A 24197-nucleotide genomic window follows, 5' to 3' on the forward strand; every position below is an offset into this window, starting at 1 on the left:
ATGAAAAGGATTATCTATATATTTTACCTAACAGGTGCATTGCTCTTTTTATCCTGCGGCAGTGAGTCTGAACCGACGGAAGTGGCCACGGAGGAGCATGGCGAAGAGAACCCCAACGAGGCAGAGCTAACTGAGCAGCAGTATAGGGTGGCTGGCATAGCGCTGGGCAAGCCTGAGATGCGCAACCTGAGTAACACCCTGACGCTGACAGGCAAGCTGGACCTGCCGCCACAGAACATGGCATCTGTAAGCGCTCCCCTGGGCGGCTATGTGAAGAGCACGGAGCTGTTGGAAGGCATGCGTGTAAAGAAGGGGCAGTTAATTGCAAAGATTGAGAACCCTGAGTTTGTGACACTGCAGCAGGATTACCTGGATGCCAGAAGCCGCCTTGGATTTTTGGAACTGGAGTACGAAAGGCAGAAAGAACTGTCCGCTGAGCAGGTCACCTCAGCCAAGACGTATCAGCGGACTGCTTCCGAGTACAAGTCTGTAAGGGCACAGGTCGAGGGGCTGGGGGAGCGACTGCGCATCATCGGCGTCAACCCCGCTTCTTTGCGGGAAGGTAACATCAGCCGCATTCTCCCCATCTATGCCCCGATTGAGGGCTTCGTGACTTACATCAACGCCAGCATTGGGCAGTTTGTGAACCCGACGGACGTACTGTTCCGCATCGCTGATACCGACCACCTTCACGTGGAGCTGACGGTGTTTGAGAAGGACGTGCCGACGCTGAAAAAGGGGCAAAAAGTATTGTACTCCCTGCCCAATGAGACAGTGGCAAGGCACGAGGCCACCGTCTACCTGATTGGAAAAGAGATAAGCGCGGAGCGGACGGTGCAGGTGCACGCCCACATGGAGGAAGAAGACAAAGACCTCCTGCCGGGCATGTACGTGCAGGCGAGGGTGGCACTGAACGGCCAGGAAGTACTGGCCCTACCGGAGGCTGCTGTGGTGCATGACAATGGCAACAATTATATCTTCCTTTACACAGGCGATGAAAAAGAAGGCGAGACGGTGATAAAGCGTTTCCGCATGGTGCCCGTGGAGCGAGGGACCGAGGAAGGAGGCTACGTGCAGGTGGCGCTTCCTGCCGGGATTGATACCGCTGCCGCCAATTTTGTAACCAAAGGAGCTTACTCTTTGCTTTCCAAGATGCGAAATGCGGAAGAAGAAGGAGGCCATCATTAAACAATTCCCTATGCTACAAAACTTAGAACTTATCCTGCAAGAAAAGGGCGTCCGCCCGACGGCCATGCGCTTGATGGTGCTGGACTTCCTGCAAGGCCAGTCTTCGGCAGTGAGCCTGAATGACTTGGAGGCACACTTCCTTCGCTCAGACCGGATTACCTTATACCGTACCCTTAAAACCTTTGAGGATAAAGGACTTGTACATAGTATAGAGGACGGAACAGGTTCTACGAAGTATGCGCTCTGCGAAGAAGGCTGTGCATGTGCACCTGAAGACCTGCATGTTCATTTCTCTTGCAGCAAATGCCAGGAAACATTTTGCCTTCCGATGTCACGCATCCCAAAGATTCCGCTGCCTGACAACTTTACCATGGAGGAGGCTAGCCTGGTGGTGAAGGGCCTCTGCGGCAGTTGCGCCACCAAAAATGCAATGCGATTGCAGGGCGATGAGGCGTAGCTTTACATAACTGGACAAGAAAGCACATCATGAAACTCAACTGGAACATGCCCGCCAAGCTCAGGCCCTTTTACCGACAGGAACTGACCGCTTACCACACCTGCTGGAGAGAGGGCAATCCTGTCGCTGCCTGGAAGCATTTAGAAAGAGCGCATATCCTGGGGCAGCCATACCCGCTGGAGCATACAACCGTACACTGGAAGATGCTTAGATTCGGTCTCAGGACAAAGAACACGACAGAAGTGATTGGACAGCTTCCCCGTCTGTTGGTAGGTGGGGTAAAGTCCTGGGCCGGAAAGATTCCAGTGGGCAACACAGGCGGAGCCAATGTTCCGCCCCTCCGGCCAATGCCCATCCCGAATGACTTAAAGCGAATCATAGCATCTGCTATTAACCATTAGAATATTATGAATAAGAGCGATAGTACATCAAAAAGCATAGAAGAGGATTTCAAACCACTGGAGATTACCTCTCCCAGAACTGCGGAGGCCCCTGGACCCAATGTAGGTGCGGAATGCTGCACTGCGGATGGCAGGACCAAGCAGGCTGGTGCTATGGAGCATGAGCATGCCGAGGAGGAGGCAAAGTCCTCCTACATTCCAACGGCCATTAGCCTTGTGCTGCTGTTGGGAGGTATTCTGCTGGATTACCTCGACACACCCTGGTTCTCCGGATATGTGCGGCTTGTAACCTATGGCATAGCCTATGTGCTGGTTGGCTGGCGCGTGGTATGGCATGCCATCAAGAGCCTTAGGAGCAGCTTCTTCAACGAGTTCTTCCTGATGAGCATGGCCACCCTGGGTGCCTTCTACATTGGGGAGTATGCTGAGGGCGTGGCCGTGATGCTGTTCTATGTGATTGGGGAGCATTTTCAGGAGGCGGCCGTGCTGCGCTCCCGCCGTTCCATCAAGGCGCTCATCGACAACAGGCCTGATGAAGTGGGACTGGTGACAGATGACGGCATCGTCACAGTGAAGGCGAAAGAGGTGCAGGTGGGCGATGTGGTGCAGGTGAAGGCCGGTGAGAAAGTGGCGCTGGACGGGGAACTGCTCGCCGAAAAGTCTTCCTTCAACACAGCCGCACTGACAGGCGAGTCAAAACCTGACACGAAAAAGCAAGGTGAGACAGTATTGGCAGGTATGATTAATCTGGACCGCGTTATTGAGCTGAGAGTCACCTCTGCGTATGAGAACAGCGCCCTTTCAAAAATACTGAAGCTGGTAGAGGAAGCAGGCAGCCGGAAGGCCAAGACGCAGCAGTTCATCACCAAGTTTGCCAAGGTATACACACCCATCGTGTTCTTCCTCGCCATTGGCCTTGTCTTTATTCCTTATTTCCTTGTGGAGAGCTATGACTTCAACCAGTGGCTCTACCGGGCGCTGATATTTCTGGTAATCTCCTGTCCCTGCGCCCTGGTTATCTCCATACCGCTCGGCTATTTCGGTGGTATTGGGGCAGCCTCACGTAACGGACTCCTATTCAAGGGGTCTAACTTCCTGGACCTGATGACGCAGGTGGACACGGTGGTGATGGATAAGACCGGTACGCTGACCGAGGGGGTGTTTCAAGTGCAGCGTGTGGAGACGGTACTGCCCGAGAAGGAGTGGTTCCTGTCGGCCGTGGCTGCGCTCGAGAGCAAATCCACGCACCCTATCGCACAGGCCATCGTCTCAGAGGCGGGTCAGGTATACCAGCAACACGTGGTCAGTGAGGTGGAGGAAATCTCCGGCCACGGTCTAAAAGGGAGTGTTGACGGCAAGCTTCTATTGGTTGGTAATGCCAGGCTGCTGGATAAGTACAAGGTACCGTATGACCCTAGCCTGAAAGAAATTGTGGAGACGATAGTGATAGTGGCCGTGGACGGAACCTACGCAGGCTATATCACCATCGCTGACAAGACGAAGGAAGACGCTCCGCTTGCTGTAAAGAGAATGCGGGAGTTGGGGGTGAAAATGCTGGTGATGCTCTCCGGCGATAAGGACTCCATTGTGCAGAAAGTGGCAGCCGAGCTGAAGTTGGACGCGGCCTATGGCGGACTGCTCCCGCAGGACAAGGTGAGCCATGTGGAGAAACTGAAGGCTGAGGGCAGAACGGTAGCCTTCGTGGGCGATGGCATCAACGATGCGCCCGTGATTACGCTCGCCGACGTGGGCATGGCCATGGGTGGCCTTGGTTCAGACGCGGCCATTGAGACGGCGGACGTAGTGATTCAGATGGACAATCCCGCCAAAATAGCTACCGCAATCAATATCGGCAAGAAGACCAAGCAGATTGTCTGGCAGAACATTGCCCTGGCCTTTGGGGTGAAAGCCATCGTGCTGATACTGGGTGCCGGAGGGTTGGCGACCATGTGGGAGGCTGTCTTTGCCGATGTAGGCGTGGCATTTCTGGCTATTCTGAATGCAGTGCGGATTCAACGAATGCATTTTGACTAATCCGTCGGTTGTACCCATTGCTGAAACCATCTTCCGTAGGTCTTCTCAATGAGAGAGAAAGGCTTTGGCTAAGGTAAAGAGAAAAAGAAATTACACTTAAATCCATTGCAGTGAAAGGGGGTACTATATGAGTCCTTGGGTTTGGGCATTGGTATTGATTGCGGCTGTTTGGGCAGCGCATTGGGGAGCCGAGCACCTAGCTAAGCCCCTGAAGAAGTTAAGGAAGCAGTGGGGCTTCTCTGTGGCTGCAGGCGGGGCTTTGGTTGGTCTAGCAGCAGCAAGCCCTGAGATTGGCATTAACGTTGCAAGCGCCGCAACGGGAGTGGCTGACATAGGTCTGGGCACAATGTTTGGCTCAAACGTGATTGCTATTCCCCTAATGGTCATGACAGCATACATCGCTACCCGTCACCTCACGAAGGAAAACGCTGATGAGGGACACGGGCAGCACGTTCAGGAGCATTTACTGAAAGTAGACCGAACTGCAGTGACAGTGCAGGCAATCCCATACCTTATAATAGTGGCGGTAGTGGCCATCCTTACAGTACCAAAGCAATGGCGGGGATTGCAACCGATTGACGGCTGGATTATGCTGGGCATGTATGTGCTGTACCTAGCCCAAGCCCTGCTCCGGGGAAAGCAGGATGGGGAAAGGGTGGAATGGAAGAAGAAAGAGATTTACTTAGCAGTGGCAGGCCTTGCAGCCCTAGGGTTAGGCGCAGTCTTGACGGTTCGCGCCACAGAGAACATCGTTACTGCCTTAGGAATGTCGAAAATCGTGGGGGGCCTGTTCATCACCGCACCCATGGCCGCACTTCCAGAGGTCTTTGCCACCTGGAGCGTAGCAAAGTCAGGCCAGATAACCTCAGGCGTTACAAGTGTAATCGGAGACCACGCCGTTACTCTGACTGTGGCCTTCCTTCCCCTCGCTCTGGTGACAGTACCGGTGCAGAACTTCCCGCTCTTTGTTACCATTCTGAGCTTTGCCGGGCTGGTAGGTATTTTATATGCTGTGTTCATCCATTGGGGAGGTCCAGATAAAGAGCACGGCTTCAGGAGGTGGCAAATCTTTGCCTTTGGTGCCTTGCTGTTAGTGTATGTGGCAGTCGTATTATTTGGGGTGCTGGATATACTAGGCGGTGAATCAGCGAGAAACTAATTCAAAGGAGAGGTGGAGTTTCAGGCCTATACAGAAGGAAGGTTGCACAGTCACCTAGTGGTAAGGCGCCTGCCTTCGCCTCAACCCACACAAGCAGGGTTAGAAGGCAGCGGAGATAGTTATGGTAACCAATATGGGTGCACGTCACAAGGTGTCCCCTGCCACTCATGTGGCTTGATAGTATTATAAGGTTATTGATAGCGAATGAGCCTGCTCAACTAACGAATCAAGTGGCAAGAGTAGTGTCAGCGACGATACTGCCAGTCGATGTCACCTTCGGGTTAAGCGGGTATATAAGTAAAACAGACAAGTAGGAGGCCACAGCGGACCCCTACTTGTAATTTCATATACTCCTCCCCTATCTCTCTCCACCTCCGTCAACTCATAAACAATCATAGGAGGCCACCCATTTTACTGGACGGCTCCGGCTCGTGTATTATAGGCATGTCTAGGAGGTGACGAGTCCTTCTTCCTTCCCGTACCATTTCCTCTTGAACCAGAATGCCACGTCCACAAGCAGAATCAGTGTTGGCACTTCCACCAGCGGGCCAATTACGCCAGCAGAGACCTGCCCGGAGTTGATGCTAAAGATACCTATGGCCACGGCAATGGCCAATTCGAAGTTGTTGCCCGTGGCGGTGAAGGAGATGGCCGTGTTCTTGGAGTAGTTAGCGACCAGCACCTTACCGAGGATGAAACTGACCACGAACATGATGGTGAAGTACACCACCAGCGGCAATGTCTTCCCAAATTCCTAAAAATGTCGCTTCATCGGTGATAGGATATACATTGATAAGCTCAAAAATTGGATGAATAAGTTACCAAGAGCCTCACTAATATCATTGATTAAAAACAACTGTGGATTCATAACCACCGGGTCCTGCTGAACATTTGCATCTCTTGGGTAACTTCTCTGAGTTCAGTAAACCAGTAAAGGAATCTATGACAAGTATACAATCGAATTATCGGGTTACTGAACCATCTACGAGAGTCATATTAAGTGTATCAAACCAGCGACTAATATTGCTGCTTTGATACATGAGTAAACATGTTCTCATTGAAGAATAGAAGTGTCCTAAACATTTCTACTCAACAATAGATTTAATATAATTTTGTCGGATTTCATATCCGAAGGATTACAATATTCCGCACCCGGTTTTTAAACCTTCACAGCATTTCTGAGATTGAGCAGACATACCTGCAAACGCTTATATCCGCTATTTCAGCACTAGCCTTCTTAACAAGCTATCAGTTTCAATAATATTCCTATATTTAGATATAAAATATAGAGGAGATGTATATAGCGAGCCTTAGAATAAAGAACTTTAGGAAGTACGGGACAAGCCTTGATGACCAAGGTAATGAGGATTATGGACTAAGTCTTAACCTCAATAGAGGACTCAATGTGCTTGTTGGTGAGAATGATTCTGGAAAAACAGCCATCATAGACAGCCTCAAACTTCTGCTTGGGACACAGAGCAATGATTGGGTCAGATTGGAGGAAGAGGACTTTCACGTTGATAGGCACGGCAACAGGAGCAACACGCTTAGTATAGAATGCGTACTGGCAGGACTTTCGTCCCAAGCCTCTGCTTCCTTCCTTGAATGGTTGAGCTTTGATGAGAATGGCGAGTATATTTTAAGGCTTGGGCTACGTGCCAAAATCAGTGATTCGGCAGGCTTGTATAACAGAGTAGTGTATGATGTACGTGCCGGGGCGGATGACGAAGGCATTGTTCTTACATCGGAAGTTAGAGAGAAGCTTAGGGCCACCTACCTAAAACCTCTTAGGGACGCACATCAAGAGTTAATACCAAGAAGAGGGTCCCGCCTTTCCCAGATTTTGGCATCACACGAGGTGTTCAAGAAGGACAATAAGCATGAGCTAGAGTCCATCATGGAAGCTGCTAATACCAATGTCGCCGACTACTTCGAAAACGGTGATGGAAAAAGTATACTTGACAGCATAAATGGCAACTACCTTAAAGAGTTTGGTCTAGCCAATAATAAATTGATGTCAGGTATCTCCGTCTCAAACACAGACCTTAGGAAGATACTGGAAAAGCTGGAATTGAATATTTTCAACCATAATGGCCACACCCAACACGATAACCTCGGCCTTGGCTCAAACAACCTATTGTTCATCGCCACAGAGCTTCTACTTCTGAGGAGTGCGGCAGATTATGATGGCCTAAAACTGGCCCTAATAGAGGAGATTGAGGCTCACCTACACCCACAGTCCCAAATTAACCTAGTCAGTTTTATTGAGCAAAATATTAGTGAGCTTGGATTTCAGGCTATCATAACAACACATAGTCCCGCCTTAGCATCGAAGGTTAAGATTGAGAACCTAGTTCTTTGCAAAAACGGTGCAGCCTTCCCTTTGGGACCCAGCTACACCAAGCTTTCCTCCGGGGATTATGAGTTTTTAAGAAGATTCCTAGATGATACAAAGGCAAATCTGTTCTTCGCAAATAGTGTAATACTAGTCGAAGGGCCTTCGGAGAACCTTCTCTTGCCGTCACTAGCCAACTATATTGGCAAGCCACTACATAAGTATGGGGTCTCTATCGTGAACGTAAACAGTACTGCCCTTCTCAGGTACGCCAACGTGTTCAAGCGTCAGGATGGCAAGAGCACAGGCATACCGGTGGCCTGCGTCACGGACAGAGACATTCCACCTGCTTTAGCAAAGAGTGAAGGCTTGGTGAAGCCGAACAGGAAGACAGAGGATGACTTCACACCTGATAGAGTCAGTGAAATCATTGCAGAAAAGGAAAGTAAGTTCTCAGGCCCGGATATATTGACAGCGGTTTCTAAGAATTGGACCTTAGAGTATGAGTTAGCGCTCAGCGTTCTTAGGAATGAACTATACCTAGCGATTCAACTGGCTTCGAAAACGAAGAACTTAGAAGAGCCGTTAACAAGGGAATATGAGGAAGAGGTCAAAGCTTCATTGACAACAAAGCTCACAGGTGACTGGATTAGCAAAGGACGTGAGGAAGTGGCCATAGAGATATGCGCACCTGTCATGAAGAAAAAGGTGTCAAAGGCTGTAGTAGCTCAGTTGTTCAGTGTATTGCTGGACAAGCGATGTAAGGCAGAATCTTCGGTGCAGGAAGTGAAGACCGACCAATTTCTAGATTATCTGGTAAAGGCAATAACTCACGTAACTTCATCTCCTGCAAGCGCACCGGTATCTAGTGCAAGAAACCGTGTCACCACAACAGCCCCGTCAGTTTAACACATCCAGCCATGCATATAGACGCCCAGGACATTGCAGGGATGCAACAACAATTCGGTATTGTCTTCAATGATGAACAGATTAACTTTATCCAGAACTTCGAGTCTTTGGATTTACAAGCCTGTCCCGGAAGCGGCAAGACGACAACTCTGGCCGCAAAGCTCCTTCTATTAGGTGAAAAGAAACCTAATGCCCATAGGTCAGGTATAGCGGTGATTACGCATACTAATGTTGCAGTAGAAGAAATTAAGAAGAAGCTGCCTAGCCACTCCGGTAGGTTTATAACCTATCCAAATCATTTAGGGACGATACAGTCATTTATTGACAAGTATTTGGCGATACCAGGCTATAGATACTACTATAAAAAGTCTCCCTACTGCATTGATGATGAAGGCTACTACCAGCGGGCGCAGCAGCTAAGCAAGAGTCGCCAGTACATAGCAGCACAGACTTATTTCGCAAGAAGGAGCTTTGATATAGAGAACGCCCGTTTCTGCTACAATACCTTCAATGTGGCAAAGGATATTAACGGAACACCATTAGGTGTTGCCTCCACCACCAACAGCGCTATACAGCTTAAAGCATATAAGGAAAAGTTGCTACACGAAGGGTATCTCTGCTTTGATGACGCCTACTCCCTAGCGTCTAGGTACCTACGCAAATTTCCTAAGCTGGCAGAATCCATACGTCAGAGGTTTGCCCATGTCTTTGTCGATGAAATGCAGGATATGCAAGCGTACCAGTATCACATTATTCACCATTTATTTAATGTACCAGAGGTACTGCTTCAAAAGGTTGGTGATGTTAATCAGGCTATCTATGGTCAGAACTCGGCTACCGAGGAGGAGCACTGGGTACCGACTAATAGACTGGAACTGAATAAAAGCGTTAGATTCTCCAAGGCTATTGCCGAGAGGGTCGAATGCCTTGGTGTCCATCGGCAGACATTACATGGGTGGGAGAACGGGCTACAAATACCACCTAAAATCATCATATTCGATAATAAAACGATTCACCTTGTTAAGGACAAGTTTGGTGAATTAATTATCGACTATCGTCTTACCGACCAAGGCAACGGAGTGTTCAAAGCAATTGGTTTTAGAAAGGAAGAGCAAAGCACAGGTAAGGGGATAAATTCATACTTTGATGCTTTCGAAAAGCAGCCACCTGCCCCGGGCAGAGTCAGTTTTGATAACATTGATGGCTACATACGTCAGGTTTTTAGCTCTACTTACCCAACCCCGGGAATGATAAGACATACTTTGTTAAGTGCACTGGCACGTGCGCTAACACTAGCCCATGTAAAAGATGCATCAGATAAACCCTTTACAGCTAAACGACTCGAAAGATACTTAAAGGATGTTTATCCAAAGGACTACAGTCTCCTGTCCCTTAACCTGAGTGACTGGGTTCAAAGCATAAGGCAAGGCTCTTTCCCATTAGAGGAGCTTAAAAATTCAGCACATTCCCTGCTAAGCTTTTATTCGAAAGGTCCCGAATGTGTCCAAGAATTCTTCACCCCCCAGCAACAAACACCTATTACCGATGACAGCAATAGTTCGAGCGGCAATATATACACCTTCTCCAAAGGGGGAACCAGTGTTGAAATTGAGTTTAATACCATACATGGTGTAAAGGGAGAGACACATTGCGCCACCCTGTTTCTGGAAACATTTTACAGAACATATGATATAAAAAAAATATTGCCATTTCTGACGGGTAAGAACAAGCCAAGGGACATAGCAACGAACAGAGGAAGGCTTAGGACGTCTTATGTTGCTGCTACACGGCCTTCACACCTACTCTGCCTTGCTGTATATAAAGAGCATATCGAAGGTCACGAGACAGACTTGGCCGAGAACGGATGGGAGTTGATAAAACTTTCCCTTTAAAACAAAAGTGTATATGTAACTATCTGTACTTCGGTTAATAAGGGTGAACCCCTAAATCACTATATGGTGAGAGGCACAGTCGTATGATGAAGGTCATAGATGGGCTGACAGACAGGCTCGGCAGAAGAAAGGTCAGGGTGACCACACTGGGCAGTTACATGACATGGCAGTTAAAGCGTGATTAAAAGTCACCTTCACTCCCCGCATAGAGTAAATTCAGGAGGTCTAAATGAGATAGTGCTCTATCAACTAGGACTGTGACCTAAAGTGTGTATTCAAAAAAAGGTTGAGACAAGAAAGTGGGTCGACGCTCAATGTCAGCCACGTATTATACATAATAATCGTATTCATAAATAGTAAGCTATTTTTATGACGCTAATTTCTTGAAATAATTATTTTAACTCAAAATGAAAAAACCACATCAGCATTTCATACCTCGGACTTATTTAAGAAATTTTGCTCATACAAAAAATGATGACAAATTTTTGATTACAGCTTTTAATAAATTAACTGGAAAAACTGTACCTGTAATAAGTATAGCCGACATCTGTGTGGAAACCGACCTCTATACTTTAAAACACTTAGAGGGTGACAATAAATATGATATTGAGAACTTCTTTGCTGACAATATAGAGAGTAAGTACCCGGACGTTTATAGGCTTCTAGTTCAAGAAAAAAAAGGAAGTAATCACGGAAGAAGAACGAACCTTCATTTTATACACTACACTCAGCATGTATTTTAGAACCCCCAAAGTTTTAAACCGCTTTGTGGCTTTTGCTGCTGAACTTGTAGAACAAGTGATGAAAGATTCAGAAGCAAATACAGTAGAGTTCTTAGGCTATAAAATAGACACAAGTGAAAAGTCATTTACCGAAATAAAAAAAGAAATAAAAGAAACAAATAGAGTCGACTATATAAAAACACAACTCGCTCTACTCAATGAATTTGTGAAGTTTAAGGCTCTTGATGGATTGGTTGTGATTGAGTTAATCGGAGACCAAGAGTTTATCACAAGTGACAATCCAGTAGAAATAAGTAACTCTCTCGGTGATGGCTTTAATCTATTTGATGCTAGAAATTCAATATATGTGCCATTAGACCCTAAGCATGCTTTATTCATTGCACCGAAGAAAGAAGAAGCTATTATTAATATGGTGTTTTACCACAAAGATGATTTCTTTCAACATGTTGTTTTAAACAATAGTGTATTTGAAAATGCTGAAAGATGGATTATTGGCACTAGTACTGGTGTCGACAAATTCCTTATCGACCATGAAGAATATGGAAAACCTGCCACTGACAACCACCCTATTATTAATAAGTTTAAAGAAAAGATACAATTATTAGGCACTATGGCATTACTCACAGAAAAAGGAGTCACAAATAATAATCATGAATTAGTTGACTTTATGAAGAACCTAAAACATCATAAGCTATATGAAGAAAGTATAGACTTACAGCATACATACAACCAAATGAAAGCAATGGGCCTTGACATATAAATAATTTCTGGTTTACAAGATTTGTTCGTACTTAATATTGTTACCGGAAGCTTTTGTAGAGTATTAATAAGCACCAAGAGCAGGTGAAAGGCTCCGTCTGATTTTTCCGCACGGTGTTCTCTGCGAGTTGATTGGATGAGAAGGAGCCTTTGCTGCTCGTTGCCCACTTGGGGCGTAGACATTATTCAACTCGGCTCGTGTAGGTGTTAACTTATAGCATAGAAAATGAGTGAAACCCTACACCTTCTTTGATTAAGGATGTACAGAAGTTGAAAATACCCTCAGCTCCCCTTATTATATTGTCCTTAAACATCACATACGAAATCAAATGGACTTGAAAAGCAAGAGTTGGTTAGACCTAGAGTCGAACGTAAACATGGATGGTATTATTGAACCATTTGAAGAGTACTACTCACGGATTAAGCTCAAAAAAGAATATGCACATATTCCAGAAGAGGTTTTTAGGCAATGGATTCATCCACATCACCGTCAACCCCATACTATTAGAAATTACTCTTGGTTGGACTTTAAAAATGTAGAATTTGAATTGTGTGAATGGCCATACGAAATGCTCGAAGACATAAACGTGATAAAAGACTTTCAGCCTCTAGTTTTTAAAAGAGGTGGATACACTACAATTAATGACTTTTATTGCACAGACATTGATAAAGAGTACTGGAAGTCTTATGGAACATGGAGGACACCACCTATAATACTTGAAGTGGCCCCCTTGCATTCAATAAAACCATTGTGGAGCGAAATGGAACCACCATACCAACTTGTAGAGGGACATCAGAGGTTTGGTTATTTAAAATCAATGAAGTTTATCTCTAATTCTGGTCAATTGAAGTTAGCTGACAAACACAAAATTTTTCTAATGAAAACGAGGCAATATTAATAAACGAAATTGTCAATTTCTTGCTTCCCGGTCATGCTGAACCCCTTGGCTACCTTCTCTGAGTTCAGCAAACCAGTAAAGAAATCTATGACAAGTATACAATTGACTCACCGGGATACTAAACCATCTAGGAGAGTCATATTTAGTGTATCAAACCTGCGACTAATATCGCTGCTTTGATTCATGAGTTTCCAAGATTATTATCTTTGATAAAAGACACTTCACCCATGCTGTTAGTCATCACATTTAACCAGATACTTACCGCCTTTTTAGGTGCCCTCATTGCCCTGCTACTCAAAGCCGGTTATGACGCTGTTGTTGAGCACAGGCGCTTGGAGACAATCAGAAAAATGATTTATACCGACTTAGTTCTGCAAGAGAAGAAACTAAAGGTCCACATCACCGAGTATGATTCGATGATTGAAGCATTTAAGGGTGAAAGTAGCAACATAGGTGTGAGCCACTATAACCTTATTAACACCAATATCTATAAGGCCCATACTGAGAAGGACTACTTTAAGGCCTTTAAAACGGATGAGTTTAATGACTTGATGGAGATTTACATCAACCTCAAAGAAATGGAGAAATTTGATGTTAAAGCCTTTATAGAAGTCTATGAAAGTAAACGTGCTGAATTAAGAGCGGCAAGAAATTTTGAAGGAATAGACACCTTAGACGATAGGTATCTTAACCGAGCCGGAGTAAAAAGAGGCACTGTTATTTCTACGATAATACGAGTGGAGACCTTTTTGACTAAATATAAGACGACTTACCCCGACTACCTGTACTAATACCACTTATAGCACAAGCCTCCTCTCGGTGGTTTTTTTGACCATGCTCGAAATATGTAGCCTGCTTTGCAACACGTACTCCCCATTCGGACTGGACGGGGAGCAGCGCTATAGAGATAACCTCGGATGGGGCAGCGGGTATTCACCTACCAGACTGGTGAAGGTGGCAGCGAACAGCGGGTCGTGATAGATACGAGAAAGACCAAATATGGAGTGAGGACTGTGAACATGGATGCCCTACGGTTGGCAGTTAGGCATAGAAAGGTGTACCCTATCGATTTTGAGTGAACGTGCTGTCTCCTGCATGATACATGCTATTCTCCCTTTCCTTGCACCATTAAGAAAACGGTGTTGGTTTAGTTAACTAACTGGCTGCACAGGAGAAATCCTTTATCTGTAATTCTACAGGGTAAACAATCCCGGTCAAACAATCTATGTTTAAGAACTGAAATTGATAGATGAGTTAATTAACATATCCGTGTTGTATTCAAAAAAAGGTGTAACAGACAAAGCTTGAAAACATATAGTACCCCCAGTAAAATATGCCTGCAATTTGCACTCATGTAAAGTAAGATTAATTCTGTGCTACATAAAGTTGTCAAAGACGCAGAACTTAGACAAATCTTTTCGAGGTGGTGCGAGACAAATTGGGGGGTTACATGAAGTGGATGCAAATAGTATATTATTCACATTTATACTTATATATCGTTGTCAATTTCCCACCACCATAATTATCAAAGGCAACTTTAGTTGGATACCCCTCTTTACTGAATTCATATGTTGGGCTGCCAGTTCTATCCATATTTTCGAGAAGGTCTTGGGGCCCGGGTTCCCAGCCTCTGATGTTGGTAATTATTTTTTTAAATTCGTATTCATATTCATCAAATATAGGCGTGATGTCAGGTACAGGATAGTTGAATATTAGTGGGTTTTTTTTTATAGTTGCTGCAAAGGCTCCGTTCTTATCTCCAAACATAATCTCTTCCCCCCATCTTCCATCCGCAGTTGCCCATGCCTTCCTAACCAATTCATTACCATCGTATTCATATTGTACCTTTACTCTGTATCCATCTATCTCAATGGCGTCTATAGCCGTCATTAAGTTAGAACTGTTATATTCAAATTTATACTCTTCCACAAACTGATTATTACTAGCATCAAAAAACTTTGCATTAGTTATGTTTCCTCTGTTATTGTACTCATACATGTAGTACCCATACATTATTAAGCCAGCAACACCAGTTTTTTCCCCATAGATGATAAATTTTGAAACCTGCTTTGCGCTGTTGTAATCGTAAACAGCTTTTTGATACATGACACCCTCTTCATAACTCTCTATCTGCATAAGTTTCCCATTGTTGTCATACAAGAATTCCAAATGGTCTTTGGTATCAATACATTGGCCGTTTGTGCAGATTCCGTTAAAAACAAGTTCGTCAATCCGCTTAATTCTGTAGTCGGCATCGTAGGCTATATTTATGGTAGACTTATACTCCTCCCATGAATTATCATAAGAATTAGGATAGTTATTAGTTGTCGTATACTCTGTTACATAACAAGCACTTTCTGCTTCATTAGGGTCTGTGACAGGATTAGGCTCATCCTCCTTATCATTACATGCAAGCACCATAATCGAAAGGAAAAGGGAGATTGCGAAATATCTAAACTTCATAATCGCTTTGTTTTATTCAATAAAATATAATTTATATTCAACGAGTTTAGTTTAGATGTGTTACAACAAACTTTGTGTTCATAGAGTTGCTTGGAGAATCATGCCTTGAACTTGAAGATGCTGCCCCTCCGAAGAAAGGCATTTGCGCATCCAGAAACTTTGGAAAGAAATTGCATCCCAATGGTGAATTAGAAGAAGCTAATGCATCTTATACTGCAAAGTGCGCTTGAAAACTGCGCCAGCAGAAAAGCTGCGCAAGTCTGGCAACTGTATTTGTTAGCACAAATCGTTACTCCAAAATCAAAACCATCTGTCTGCCCGTGGCTACAAATTCTGATATAGAACTGATTAATTATGCCAGCATCGCCCTGAAAGAAATGTACCGGGAGGGGTACTGGTACAAGAAGTCTGGTGTAATAGTAACGGAGATAGTTCCAGAAAATCAGATACAGCTAGCTATTTTGGATACAGTAGATAGGTGCAAGCACACCAAGTTGATGCAAGTCAGTGGATGGGCTAGTTGATAGATTCGGCAGGAGCAAGGTACGAGTAGCCACACAGGGAATTGATAAATCATGGGAGTTGAAGAGCGACTTCAAATCGCCCTGCTACACCACTCGGATTACAGATATACAAACCATACATCTGAAATAGAGAATGAACATCCCAAATCCCCTCCTGAAAAATATTTTTTAGAAAAAAAACTTTCCGTTTTGCCGATTCTATAAGCTGCAAATCATTAACAATAATAACAATATGAAAAGCAGATTAACAAAGACAAGCATTCCGGCGACAGCTAAACCAGTAACAGCACAGGCAGTTATCGATAAAGGATTCAAAATCACAACAGTAGAGGATGCGATGTACTTCGCATGGATGATGGATACGTGGTTCAAAATGCATTTTGTAAATGATGAACCTGATAACTCTTTCTCCTACAACTGGGTAACTTGTGACATTAAAATGAAGCATCAACGCTGGGCACTAAAGTGCTCTCTTGGTGAACCGTATACTGATAATACGCTTCCGTTCCCCGGTATAACTATGTTTGACCTTGTACTTGCAAATATCAAAGCAGATGGAATCATGCACGTACGTTGTAAAGCCGAAACAGATAACATTTCATTCTTTGCATACCAAATTTACCATCTAAGGCATGTAATTGCCGGAGCCATTAAAAAAGGGGTATTTAATGATGTTTCCGTGTCAATCTCGGATAATGACTGCTCTAATCAAACGCTCCCTCCCCCAGTTAGGCAGACGCTAAAGAAGCTTATTTCTGAGAGAAGAATAGAAAAAATAGAGAACCTAGAGAAGCTTTGGGAGGAGTAACTAAAGTATTCTCTTAACCTACTCAAAACCCTCTGTTAGAAAATGACTTGCCTATCATAACTGTACTTCATAGAACAGGCAAACCTTTTCTAGCACTTACTACAAAGTTTTATTACTGATTATCAACACATAAAGTAAAACCACTAAAACAATAATTGAATACTATTGTATTTAATTATTTAATTTAATACATTTGTATTCAATTATTCAGTATGTATAGTTATATGTTATAAAATGGAGTTAGTAGAGTTACTTACAGTCTATGGTATAAGCGCTTCAAAAGTAGCCGACTACATTGGGCTTACCCGGGGTGCATTTAATAATAAGATGAAAGGGTCCGCTGGGCGAGGATTTTCGAAAAATGAACAAGATTTGATACAAGTACTATTCAATCATTTAAAGAATGACCTTGAATCGCCAATACAGTTTACTAAATCTGATAGTGATAGCAATGAAATCAAAATGAAAATACAAGAAATCAAAGATGACCTGAAAGAGACTCAGGAAGTTTATGACCTGATTACAGATATTAAGAAGAAAAGGGGTAGGAAAAAGTTATCTGAGCTGAATAATAAAGATGAGTCAAATTATACAAAAGATTAATAATAAAGTACTAGAATCAAAATGCAAAACATGGACAATCCATTATTCGAGCAGGCAAAAATGCTAAAGGGTTACATCAAAGAACTATCGTTCATAACTTATGATGGCCAACGATTAGACACAAACGGCATCACCTATGAAGTCGATGAAGTCAAAGGGAAAATCGATTTTAATATAGGAGACGATAAAAATACAGGCATTGAAATATTTCCTATGCTTAATGGTCGTCAGTTATCGATAAGAAGCTTTGAAGGTAAAAATTGTAATGTATACAAGAACGAGGTAAACAGCATTCAAATTGATACTTTCAAAGAAAAAGTTGATAGTGTTGTTTTAGATGATGAGTAACTACCATCAATCAACATCTATGAAGCTAATTAACTTCATTGCAACTAGACTTTTTATGAATTACTAACCTTAGCCGGGGTAAGTGGTTCAAAATAAAGGTCGGCAAAAAAATATCAAATATTAACCAGTAGTCAAGCCACGAAGTCTTAATAAACTAGTTCATCTTTAAGTTTAGCTATGATTGAACCAGCTACAGCGAAAACTCCAGTTCTATTGTTCTGCCGAGTCAGTAGCGACCAACAGTCCTATGAGTATCAGTTAGAGGAACTCAAACAATACTGTTTTTCTAAAAACTACGAGATTGTTGAAACGATTGCCAATAATATATCCGGGCGAACTGGAAACAAACGACCGGACTTAGAGCACCTTTTCATTTTAGCAAAGAAGGCAAATTTCAGAAAGGTTATTGTGACCTCGGTAGAGAGACTAGGACGTGATGCTCGAATGATACGCAAAACAATCGACTTTCTGCATGAGCGAAAGATTTCTATTGTGTTCAAGAATCAAAACTTTGAAAGTTTGGATGAAGACGGGGAAGAAACCTTTGTCACCAACATTCTCATATCTGTTTATGCGGAGGTGAGCATGGAGGATAATAAGCAACGTTCTGCCAAAATCAGGAGCGGTATGGCACATGCAATCAAGAAAGGAAAAGTAGTAGGCAGACCTCCCGGGTGGAGAAAAGACAATGACAAACTATTAAAAGAATACCCTAAACTAGTACGGGACTTAAAGCAAGGACTTTCTCTGAACCAGTGCACGAAGCTACATGGAATAGCAAAGAACACAGTTATAAAAATAAAGAAAGCAATGGCTGAAAGTCAGCTTTTATAACAACATATTAATCATTAACCAAATTTACAATAACTATGAACATTCAAGAACAAATTCAATTCCCAGACATCTTAACGGCAAATACCTTTAACTGGGCTGCTGCCTCTAATGCTAGTACGAGAAGGTACAATGAGAAGAAACGACTAGATGAAGTGAGTTCATTCTTCAAAGAGATTGGCTTTCAAGTTCACCAAGATGGTGATAGCGTTACTGCCACGATTGACAATCTAGAAGTATACTTTAGTTACAGAGAGTCTTGCAAGAACGTGTACAAAACATTCAAAGTTTACCGGGATGGCAAGAAGAGCAATATCACAGTTCTCCGAAAGTACACCCATACGAGAGCGCAGAAGATTAATGTAAACTTAGATTACATGCACAAAAAAGCGTCCTAAGTTAACGTATACCTATTAAATAGCACCCTTTGAAGGGAATAATCGCACCTCCTTTTGGAGTCTTCAACATCATTAACTCACCAAGTAGAGGAAATATATTTACTCCTAATACCAGCTCTGAGAAATAGTTTTACCTAATCATTTCTAAAAACTTTATAGATTTGGTACGACTATATTCCTTCCCACATGAACATTACCGAATTAGAATCATTTGAGGATTTTAATGCTGCAATAGATTTTTATAGCCCTGATACTAGGTATTTCTTTAGAGGTGTAGAAAGTGACACCTTCGCATTGATTCCATCTATTGGAAGAATTCCTATTAACAATTATGGTTATTTCGATGAGAGCAGGACTTTTGAAATGTTCAAAAATCAGGCTTTACCATTGTTATCACATAGACCAATTAATGACTGGGAGTGGCTTGCCATAGCTCAACATCACGGACTCCCTACACGTCTTTTAGACTGGACATCTAACCCTCTTATAGCTTTATATTTTGCTACAGAGTTAATCAAAGGAGAAACGTCAGATAACAAATTTGCTGTCTATATTTTAACTTATAAAGAAGGGGTAATGTACGACCTGCCGGATTGCGGGCCGTTCGACATAAAAGATGCATGTCTTGTATCTATACCACATGTTACGAATAGGATAAAGAATCAATTTGGATTCTTCACTATTCAAGAAGACCCAAAAGTACCTTTAAACAATTATCTCAACCCCAAGAGAGTTAGGAAGCTAATTTTTAGCAGTAGTTTAAAGAAAGGTTTTAGGAGAAAACTGAATGCCTATGGTATCAATGCTAGTACCATTTTCCCGGATGTGGATGGCATTGCCAAACATCTTAAAAACTTATTAGAAGATAAAATTTAGCATAACTATTTATTATCATAAGTAACAACTCTTTGCGACTATAGAGTGATACCCAGCTGAAAAAATACCCAATAGAAGTTAGAGTTTTACACAAGAAGTTATTTAAAGTATATATTGACAATTTGATGAGTTATCATTCAGAACTAGAAGAAATTGTAACTAGAAGGCTTGAAGATTCCCTTAAAGGAACCAGCTTAGAGATACGCCTGCATGATAGATGGGAAGTCTCTAAGGTAAGGAGATATTTCGATATTGTTATTTATAAAAATATACATCCTTTGGCTGTCATTGAGGTTAAAGGGACTCCTTTCTTGGCTGATGCAATTCAACAATTACGTTCCGCTCTTGCATTAACAAATGCTAGATTCGGCATTGCAACTGACGGTGAGACCTTTTATCTCTATGACAGGAATGAGAAAGACCTTGTATTTAAAGTAGTTCCATATGATGAAATCATATCAAGACTAACTAATCCTGAGAAAATAAGGAGTATCGAGGAAGTCAAATACGAGATACACAATATTATCATTCAAGCAGCAAATGCTCATTTACAAGATAATTCAGAGTTTATATCATTTTTAAACAATAAGGGGTTTATAAATAAAATAATATTCAACGACGCATCAAATACATATAGATTTTATGATGATATAACAGGCATAAATTCTATTGAAAATCAATTCTTTAATAAGATGTTTGGTGAATTTGAAGCTACTCAAATTTGTAGGTACACATCACTCAAAACAATATTTGATATGCTAAATTTTCTTTCTTTTAGGATGAGTGGTTTAGTTGGTATGAATGATAAATCAGAAGTTAACTACGTTGATAGCTATTTAAGTAAAGATAGTGATATGCTGAGTGTAGAAAAGCCACTAACAAAGGAACACCATAGTACCATCACAGCCTTAAATAAGCGATATATTACTTCATGTTCTAATATTGAAAGAATGGATGACCTCACCCTTTGGCGATTGTATTCCGATGATGCGAAGGGAGTGTGTCTGATTTTTGATGTAAAAAAAAGCAACCTAAACCAGTATGTTTTACTACAAAAAGTGAAATATGCTGATGCAGACGGTAAACACAAAGAATTAGACTTTCTTAAAAATATACAAAAAGAGGTTGAATCAAGAACAGGTTTCAAATTTGAGTTTAGAAAACTGAGCCACTGGAAGCATTTCTTTAAAGCACACGATTACAAAGTTGAGGAGGAAGTTAGGCTTCTAATTATTGACAACGATGCTCTGGATAAAATTAAAACTGATTGGGTTATGACATACTCCCATTCAATTTTTAATCCGATAATTGATTTTAGATTAAATAGTAAATCATTCCCTATTCATCTTAGCAAAATCTTACTTGGTCCAAAATGTCCAGAGCAAGAATCAAACTTCGTACAAATCCAAGAAATGATTAGAAGAAAAAAGCGAGAGACCGAAATTGAAGGTGATAGTTTAAAGCTAGATAAGCTAAAAGTAGAATTTTCAAAAATAAAGCACTATAGGTAAATTCAAAGTGATTATTTACTCATTTATAAGTTATCAATATTATTATTATCAAATTGTTAAAACGTCTCCGTCCTATTAGTTAGGATTGGTTTCTATTCAACTTCTGCCAGTGCAGCCAACACCGCTTGCTTCTTAGCTAGAACTTTTTCTGTTACTTTCCTTACTAGGTTTTCAGTGTCGTTGTGTATATAACGTCTCAGTACCTCGTTACTCTTAGAGCCTAGCATTAGCAGTATATCCCGCTCACTATGCCCGGCTTGCCATAAGCGAGTACAAAACCCCCGCCTGTTGCTATGGCTTGCTATCAACTCATGTTTATAGTGGTGTGTTACGAACTCTTCTTGCAGCTTATAACGCATTAAGGCAATCGGTTGCTGGTTTATCTCGTGCTTCTTGAATAAGGCTTTCAGAATGATTTTGATGTACTCGTTGTACTTGACAGATGAAACCAACTTCAAGTTGTAGTTGTATCGCTTCAATATCTCTTCTATTCGGTCGTCTAACACCAACGGCACTTGGTAGTTGCCTTTGGTCTTCTTGGTCTTGCCCATCAACACACCGTTCTCTACTTTCCAATACGAACGCAGGATGTCGCTAATACGTAAGCCTGTGATGTTCCCAAATATACATAAATCTATATACTTGTGATACTCTGGTTTGACCTCTTCGCGGTACTCCCAAAGCAAATGTAGTTCCTCTTCTGTCAAATAAATGACCTCAATCTCTTCTTTGAGCCTTGGATACTTCTTATATCCTTTGTTCACATATACACCTTTTTCCTCTTCCAGCCAACGTAGGAACGCCCGTAAATCTTTGATGTGATTACCGAAATTGTTGTTGAAGTAATTCCGTTCGCCATACATCAAAAACCTAGCATACTCTTCGTAAAACTTGTAATCAAAGATGTCCGGTAACAACGGTGTGTTGGTCTTCTCTGAGAACTCTAATAGGATTGAAGCCCATACTTTAATGTGTGCCTGTGCGCTCTTGCTCTTGGTCTTGAACGTGTCCGGGTATTCTGCAAGGAACCGTTTAAACTCTTGCTCTTCGAAGGTCTCATTTCGAAACCCTAGCTTGTTGAGTTCTCGTTGTTGCTCTTCAAGTTCTGCTATCCTAGCTTTTAAAGCTTTGATTTGTTCCGGTATCTCTAGCGATGTGATATAGTTGTAAAGGTTGTCTATTTTGTTGTTGAAGTTCTGAACCCTAACTACTTCTGCTTGTTCCTTTTCCTGCTCTTCTATTTCTGCCATACGTTGCAGGTATAGTTCCTTGACTTGCTTGAAATCCGGGTTTCTTAAACTGCCTGCAATATCTTCTATCAGTTGCGTTGCTTTTCGTATGGCTAAATTTATGACCGATGCCTCTGGATACTTGGTATACACAAACCCTTTGTCAGAATCAAACTTGCTTTGATGTACTTTCAGTTTCAGGTTTAGCGCATCTGGTTTACGTTTGTAGACGTACCGAAGATAGATTCTGCCAACACCTTGTTTGTTAGGAGTTTGCATATAAGCCTTTGTAGAGAACACCATATGTGAAATGTTTAACTTTATAAGTAACTGACGCAAAGTTAATTATAATACAACATTTTAATACAACATTAATCTAACATTTTAAATATTCTTCGTTTAAAGCGAATAGAGGCACATTCCAAACTGGGTTCTATTTCTCTCGGGTGCACAAGTAAAATTAAGCTCCACTTTTAAGTGGGGCTTTTTCTTTTTATAGCTGCCTCTAAACCATTCCTCAGATTAGTGACAAGGCAAGAGCTGATGCGCTACACTTAAAGTTACCTGAAGCTTTCCAAAAATCAGGAAAGCTTCAATGCAAGTTTCACCTTTATTCTAGACTTTTATTACCCTTACAACTGAACTCAAAAGCTATCATTTCCCTCTAAAAAGAAAATTGAGCTGCATATTAAATCCAATAAAATTTGCCAGCACACTTATACTTTTTTACTATATAAATCTCCAATGTGAAGTAAGGAATCAACATTTACAATTTTATACATTTACTGCCCATCCGTATAAAGCAACGCAGGCGTCATGCACTCTCTGTCATCTTATTCTTACTTAAACACAATAAATAAACAGGACAGCGAGTTTTATTTAGGTCAGTCATCAGCAGCTATATGCTGGCAGATGAATAAGGAACAAACAGATTGCTTTGACTTTTAGAACTATACACAAAATGTAAAAGCAGCTATCTGTTAATCGCAAACTTTAACCGTGGCCTGACGTACCTTATGCTACTTAAATTTTTTATATCTATGAAAAAGCTTTTTTTAATTCCCGCAGCACTATTCCTTCTTTCATCTTGCGATAAAGATGATAATGAGAACGAGATAACAACCCTTAACCAAAAAGGCGAAGTAAAAGTAGAATTACAAGGTGAGTGGTCTAATAATTATAAATCCGTTTTATTTTACAACGATGCAGGCCAGGTGGCACATAGAGATATAGACTCTGCTTACCTGGACGTCCGCCATACTTTTGCCGGTGACAACATGCATATTTCACACCCTAACAGTGGTGCCAGAGAATCATTTACTTTTGTTATACCAGACTCTAGTGATACAGACTATATCGTGCTCTTCCAGGGGCAAAAACGCCTCGATACTTACGAGATCGTATCTAAAAACGACACCTCCATGGTATGGGAAGCTACTGTAGACTATGCCGGTTACAGAGATGTTGATGCGAACGGAGACAGCATAACCGTTACATCCAGAAAAGGGGTTTACTCTTATAAATTTAAAAGGCTACGTTAATGGCACAGCATCTCAGCTAAGACTACAACTCTTTTGTAAATCTAAGTATACTTTAACAACAGTTGTAGGATCTTAAATCTGCAAGCGCTACGCCTGCCTCGCTGCAGCTTATTTTTTTACAATTACTTTTACCACCCTTCCTGCAATTTGGAATTAGTTAATATGGCTGCCTTTGAATGACAGCTGATGCTAAGTAAACTAAAACAATAATGAGACCCTGCTTTTTACAAGGCAGGGTTTTATACTTTTTACAGTACCATTCTATACCTCACCCCATCCTGTTCACCAT

At 42.2% G+C, this 24197-nt stretch carries 25 protein-coding genes; 22 read left to right on the forward strand and 3 right to left on the reverse strand.

Features of this window, described 5'->3' with window-relative positions:
* The 5 genes from Q1A23_RS11900 to Q1A23_RS11920 all read left to right on the forward strand — a co-directional run bounded on the left by Q1A23_RS11900 (position 1) and on the right by Q1A23_RS11920 (position 5239).
* Entirely contained in the window at positions 1-1188 is a 1188-nt protein-coding gene (locus Q1A23_RS11900; RefSeq protein WP_299823645.1) for an efflux RND transporter periplasmic adaptor subunit, read from the forward strand.
* A 10-nt stretch (positions 1189-1198) separates the two neighbouring features.
* Positions 1199-1645, forward strand: coding sequence for a transcriptional repressor (locus Q1A23_RS11905; protein WP_299704598.1), 447 nt, complete (start codon positions 1199-1201; stop codon positions 1643-1645).
* 29 nt (positions 1646-1674) lie between these two features.
* On the forward strand, positions 1675-2046 hold the full coding sequence (locus tag Q1A23_RS11910) for a DUF3703 domain-containing protein (RefSeq protein WP_299704601.1): 372 nt from the start codon (positions 1675-1677) through the stop codon (positions 2044-2046).
* A 6-nt stretch (positions 2047-2052) separates the two neighbouring features.
* Positions 2053-4080: a heavy metal translocating P-type ATPase gene (locus Q1A23_RS11915; RefSeq protein WP_299823647.1), complete on the forward strand. Its 2028-nt coding sequence runs from the start codon at positions 2053-2055 to the stop codon at positions 4078-4080.
* A gap of 127 nt (positions 4081-4207) precedes the next feature.
* Entirely contained in the window at positions 4208-5239 is a 1032-nt protein-coding gene (locus Q1A23_RS11920) for a sodium:calcium exchanger (RefSeq protein ID WP_299823649.1), read from the forward strand.
* 448 nt (positions 5240-5687) lie between these two features.
* Here the strand turns inward: Q1A23_RS11920 and Q1A23_RS11925 are convergent, their stop codons facing one another.
* Positions 5688-5978: a hypothetical protein gene (locus tag Q1A23_RS11925; protein WP_363322044.1), complete on the reverse strand. Its 291-nt coding sequence runs from the start codon at positions 5976-5978 to the stop codon at positions 5688-5690.
* Between the two features lie 555 nt (positions 5979-6533).
* Between Q1A23_RS11925 and Q1A23_RS11930 the strand changes: the two genes are divergently transcribed.
* The 7 genes from Q1A23_RS11930 to Q1A23_RS11955 all read left to right on the forward strand — a co-directional run bounded on the left by Q1A23_RS11930 (position 6534) and on the right by Q1A23_RS11955 (position 13754).
* Entirely contained in the window at positions 6534-8483 is a 1950-nt protein-coding gene (locus Q1A23_RS11930) for an AAA family ATPase (RefSeq protein ID WP_299823651.1), read from the forward strand.
* 11 nt (positions 8484-8494) lie between these two features.
* On the forward strand, positions 8495-10375 hold the full coding sequence (locus tag Q1A23_RS11935; protein WP_299823653.1) for a UvrD-helicase domain-containing protein: 1881 nt from the start codon (positions 8495-8497) through the stop codon (positions 10373-10375).
* Between the two features lie 407 nt (positions 10376-10782).
* Positions 10783-11118 (forward strand): DUF4238 domain-containing protein, encoded by a 336-nt coding sequence (locus Q1A23_RS19600; protein ID WP_363322045.1) that lies wholly within the window; start codon positions 10783-10785, stop codon positions 11116-11118.
* The gene (locus Q1A23_RS11940; RefSeq protein ID WP_363322046.1) at positions 11108-11878 is read left to right on the forward strand and encodes a DUF4238 domain-containing protein; all 771 of its coding nucleotides are present in this window, start codon (positions 11108-11110) and stop codon (positions 11876-11878) included. The genes Q1A23_RS19600 and Q1A23_RS11940 overlap by 11 nt, the downstream gene beginning before the upstream one ends.
* A 328-nt stretch (positions 11879-12206) precedes the next feature.
* Positions 12207-12776, forward strand: a complete 570-nt coding sequence (locus Q1A23_RS11945) for a hypothetical protein (RefSeq protein WP_299823655.1) — start codon at positions 12207-12209, stop codon at positions 12774-12776.
* A gap of 227 nt (positions 12777-13003) precedes the next feature.
* Positions 13004-13567 (forward strand): hypothetical protein, encoded by a 564-nt coding sequence (locus tag Q1A23_RS11950; protein WP_299823657.1) that lies wholly within the window; start codon positions 13004-13006, stop codon positions 13565-13567.
* 43 nt (positions 13568-13610) lie between these two features.
* Positions 13611-13754 (forward strand): hypothetical protein, encoded by a 144-nt coding sequence (locus Q1A23_RS11955; protein WP_299823659.1) that lies wholly within the window; start codon positions 13611-13613, stop codon positions 13752-13754.
* Between the two features lie 495 nt (positions 13755-14249).
* On the opposite strand, the gene Q1A23_RS11960 is transcribed toward Q1A23_RS11955, so the two are convergent.
* Positions 14250-15239, reverse strand: a complete 990-nt coding sequence (locus Q1A23_RS11960) for a hypothetical protein (RefSeq protein ID WP_299823660.1) — start codon at positions 15237-15239, stop codon at positions 14250-14252.
* 233 nt (positions 15240-15472) lie between these two features.
* Here Q1A23_RS11960 and Q1A23_RS19605 point away from each other — a divergent pair, with 233 nt between their 5' ends.
* The 9 genes from Q1A23_RS19605 to Q1A23_RS12000 all read left to right on the forward strand — a co-directional run bounded on the left by Q1A23_RS19605 (position 15473) and on the right by Q1A23_RS12000 (position 21138).
* A complete protein-coding gene (locus tag Q1A23_RS19605; protein ID WP_363322061.1) occupies positions 15473-15763 on the forward strand; it encodes a hypothetical protein in 291 nt (96 codons plus the stop codon).
* Positions 15747-15893, forward strand: coding sequence for a DUF4113 domain-containing protein (locus Q1A23_RS19610; protein WP_363322047.1), 147 nt, complete (start codon positions 15747-15749; stop codon positions 15891-15893). Before Q1A23_RS19605 ends, Q1A23_RS19610 begins: the two co-directional genes overlap by 17 nt.
* 102 nt (positions 15894-15995) lie before the next feature.
* Positions 15996-16571: a hypothetical protein gene (locus tag Q1A23_RS11970; protein ID WP_299823664.1), complete on the forward strand. Its 576-nt coding sequence runs from the start codon at positions 15996-15998 to the stop codon at positions 16569-16571.
* A 234-nt stretch (positions 16572-16805) separates the two neighbouring features.
* Positions 16806-17174, forward strand: a complete 369-nt coding sequence (locus tag Q1A23_RS11975) for a hypothetical protein (protein ID WP_299823666.1) — start codon at positions 16806-16808, stop codon at positions 17172-17174.
* Positions 17175-17204: 30 nt separating this feature from the next.
* Positions 17205-17522, forward strand: a complete 318-nt coding sequence (locus Q1A23_RS11980; protein WP_299823668.1) for a hypothetical protein — start codon at positions 17205-17207, stop codon at positions 17520-17522.
* A 177-nt stretch (positions 17523-17699) separates the two neighbouring features.
* Positions 17700-18356, forward strand: coding sequence for a recombinase family protein (locus tag Q1A23_RS11985; protein ID WP_299823670.1), 657 nt, complete (start codon positions 17700-17702; stop codon positions 18354-18356).
* 35 nt (positions 18357-18391) lie between these two features.
* Positions 18392-18751, forward strand: a complete 360-nt coding sequence (locus Q1A23_RS11990) for a hypothetical protein (RefSeq protein ID WP_299823672.1) — start codon at positions 18392-18394, stop codon at positions 18749-18751.
* A 186-nt stretch (positions 18752-18937) separates the two neighbouring features.
* Positions 18938-19627 (forward strand): FRG domain-containing protein, encoded by a 690-nt coding sequence (locus Q1A23_RS11995; protein ID WP_299823674.1) that lies wholly within the window; start codon positions 18938-18940, stop codon positions 19625-19627.
* A 125-nt stretch (positions 19628-19752) separates the two neighbouring features.
* Positions 19753-21138 carry a DUF2971 domain-containing protein gene (locus tag Q1A23_RS12000; protein ID WP_299823676.1) on the forward strand — a complete coding sequence of 462 codons (1386 nt, stop codon included), beginning with the start codon at positions 19753-19755 and terminating at the stop codon, positions 21136-21138.
* Positions 21139-21230: 92 nt separating this feature from the next.
* Here the strand turns inward: Q1A23_RS12000 and Q1A23_RS12005 are convergent, their stop codons facing one another.
* Complete coding sequence (locus Q1A23_RS12005) at positions 21231-22670, reverse strand: tyrosine-type recombinase/integrase (protein ID WP_299823678.1); 1440 nt, start codon at positions 22668-22670, stop codon at positions 21231-21233.
* A gap of 737 nt (positions 22671-23407) precedes the next feature.
* On the opposite strand from Q1A23_RS12005, the gene Q1A23_RS12010 reads away from it, so the two are divergent.
* Positions 23408-23908: a hypothetical protein gene (locus Q1A23_RS12010; protein WP_299823680.1), complete on the forward strand. Its 501-nt coding sequence runs from the start codon at positions 23408-23410 to the stop codon at positions 23906-23908.
* Positions 23909-24197 lie beyond the last annotated feature (289 nt).

The sequence above is a fragment of the uncultured Pontibacter sp. genome, assembly GCF_947492645.1.
Taxonomy (GTDB): Bacteria; Bacteroidota; Bacteroidia; order Cytophagales; family Hymenobacteraceae; genus Pontibacter.

Excerpts from the sequence above, each read along its gene's own strand:
- Q1A23_RS11990 (WP_299823672.1), top strand. The coding sequence starts at position 18,392 with ATGAACATTCAAGAACAAATTCAATTCCCAGACATCTTAACGGCAAAT.
- Q1A23_RS11900 (WP_299823645.1), top strand. The coding sequence starts at position 1 with ATGAAAAGGATTATCTATATATTTTACCTAACAGGTGCATTGCTCTTT.
- Q1A23_RS12005 (WP_299823678.1), bottom strand. The coding sequence starts at position 22,670 with ATGGTGTTCTCTACAAAGGCTTATATGCAAACTCCTAACAAACAAGGT.
- Q1A23_RS11970 (WP_299823664.1), top strand. The coding sequence starts at position 15,996 with ATGAAAAGCAGATTAACAAAGACAAGCATTCCGGCGACAGCTAAACCA.
- Q1A23_RS11920 (WP_299823649.1), top strand. The coding sequence starts at position 4,208 with ATGAGTCCTTGGGTTTGGGCATTGGTATTGATTGCGGCTGTTTGGGCA.
- Q1A23_RS11955 (WP_299823659.1), top strand. The coding sequence starts at position 13,611 with ATGCTCGAAATATGTAGCCTGCTTTGCAACACGTACTCCCCATTCGGA.
- Q1A23_RS11910 (WP_299704601.1), top strand. The coding sequence starts at position 1,675 with ATGAAACTCAACTGGAACATGCCCGCCAAGCTCAGGCCCTTTTACCGA.
- Q1A23_RS12000 (WP_299823676.1), top strand. The coding sequence starts at position 19,753 with ATGAGTTATCATTCAGAACTAGAAGAAATTGTAACTAGAAGGCTTGAA.
- Q1A23_RS11975 (WP_299823666.1), top strand. The coding sequence starts at position 16,806 with ATGGAGTTAGTAGAGTTACTTACAGTCTATGGTATAAGCGCTTCAAAA.
- Q1A23_RS11935 (WP_299823653.1), top strand. The coding sequence starts at position 8,495 with ATGCATATAGACGCCCAGGACATTGCAGGGATGCAACAACAATTCGGT.
- Q1A23_RS12010 (WP_299823680.1), top strand. The coding sequence starts at position 23,408 with ATGAAAAAGCTTTTTTTAATTCCCGCAGCACTATTCCTTCTTTCATCT.
- Q1A23_RS11915 (WP_299823647.1), top strand. The coding sequence starts at position 2,053 with ATGAATAAGAGCGATAGTACATCAAAAAGCATAGAAGAGGATTTCAAA.
- Q1A23_RS11950 (WP_299823657.1), top strand. The coding sequence starts at position 13,004 with ATGCTGTTAGTCATCACATTTAACCAGATACTTACCGCCTTTTTAGGT.
- Q1A23_RS11980 (WP_299823668.1), top strand. The coding sequence starts at position 17,205 with ATGGACAATCCATTATTCGAGCAGGCAAAAATGCTAAAGGGTTACATC.
- Q1A23_RS11985 (WP_299823670.1), top strand. The coding sequence starts at position 17,700 with ATGATTGAACCAGCTACAGCGAAAACTCCAGTTCTATTGTTCTGCCGA.
- Q1A23_RS11930 (WP_299823651.1), top strand. The coding sequence starts at position 6,534 with ATGTATATAGCGAGCCTTAGAATAAAGAACTTTAGGAAGTACGGGACA.
- Q1A23_RS11940 (WP_363322046.1), top strand. The coding sequence starts at position 11,108 with ATGTATTTTAGAACCCCCAAAGTTTTAAACCGCTTTGTGGCTTTTGCT.
- Q1A23_RS11945 (WP_299823655.1), top strand. The coding sequence starts at position 12,207 with ATGGACTTGAAAAGCAAGAGTTGGTTAGACCTAGAGTCGAACGTAAAC.
- Q1A23_RS11905 (WP_299704598.1), top strand. The coding sequence starts at position 1,199 with ATGCTACAAAACTTAGAACTTATCCTGCAAGAAAAGGGCGTCCGCCCG.
- Q1A23_RS19600 (WP_363322045.1), top strand. The coding sequence starts at position 10,783 with ATGAAAAAACCACATCAGCATTTCATACCTCGGACTTATTTAAGAAAT.
- Q1A23_RS11960 (WP_299823660.1), bottom strand. The coding sequence starts at position 15,239 with ATGAAGTTTAGATATTTCGCAATCTCCCTTTTCCTTTCGATTATGGTG.
- Q1A23_RS11995 (WP_299823674.1), top strand. The coding sequence starts at position 18,938 with ATGAACATTACCGAATTAGAATCATTTGAGGATTTTAATGCTGCAATA.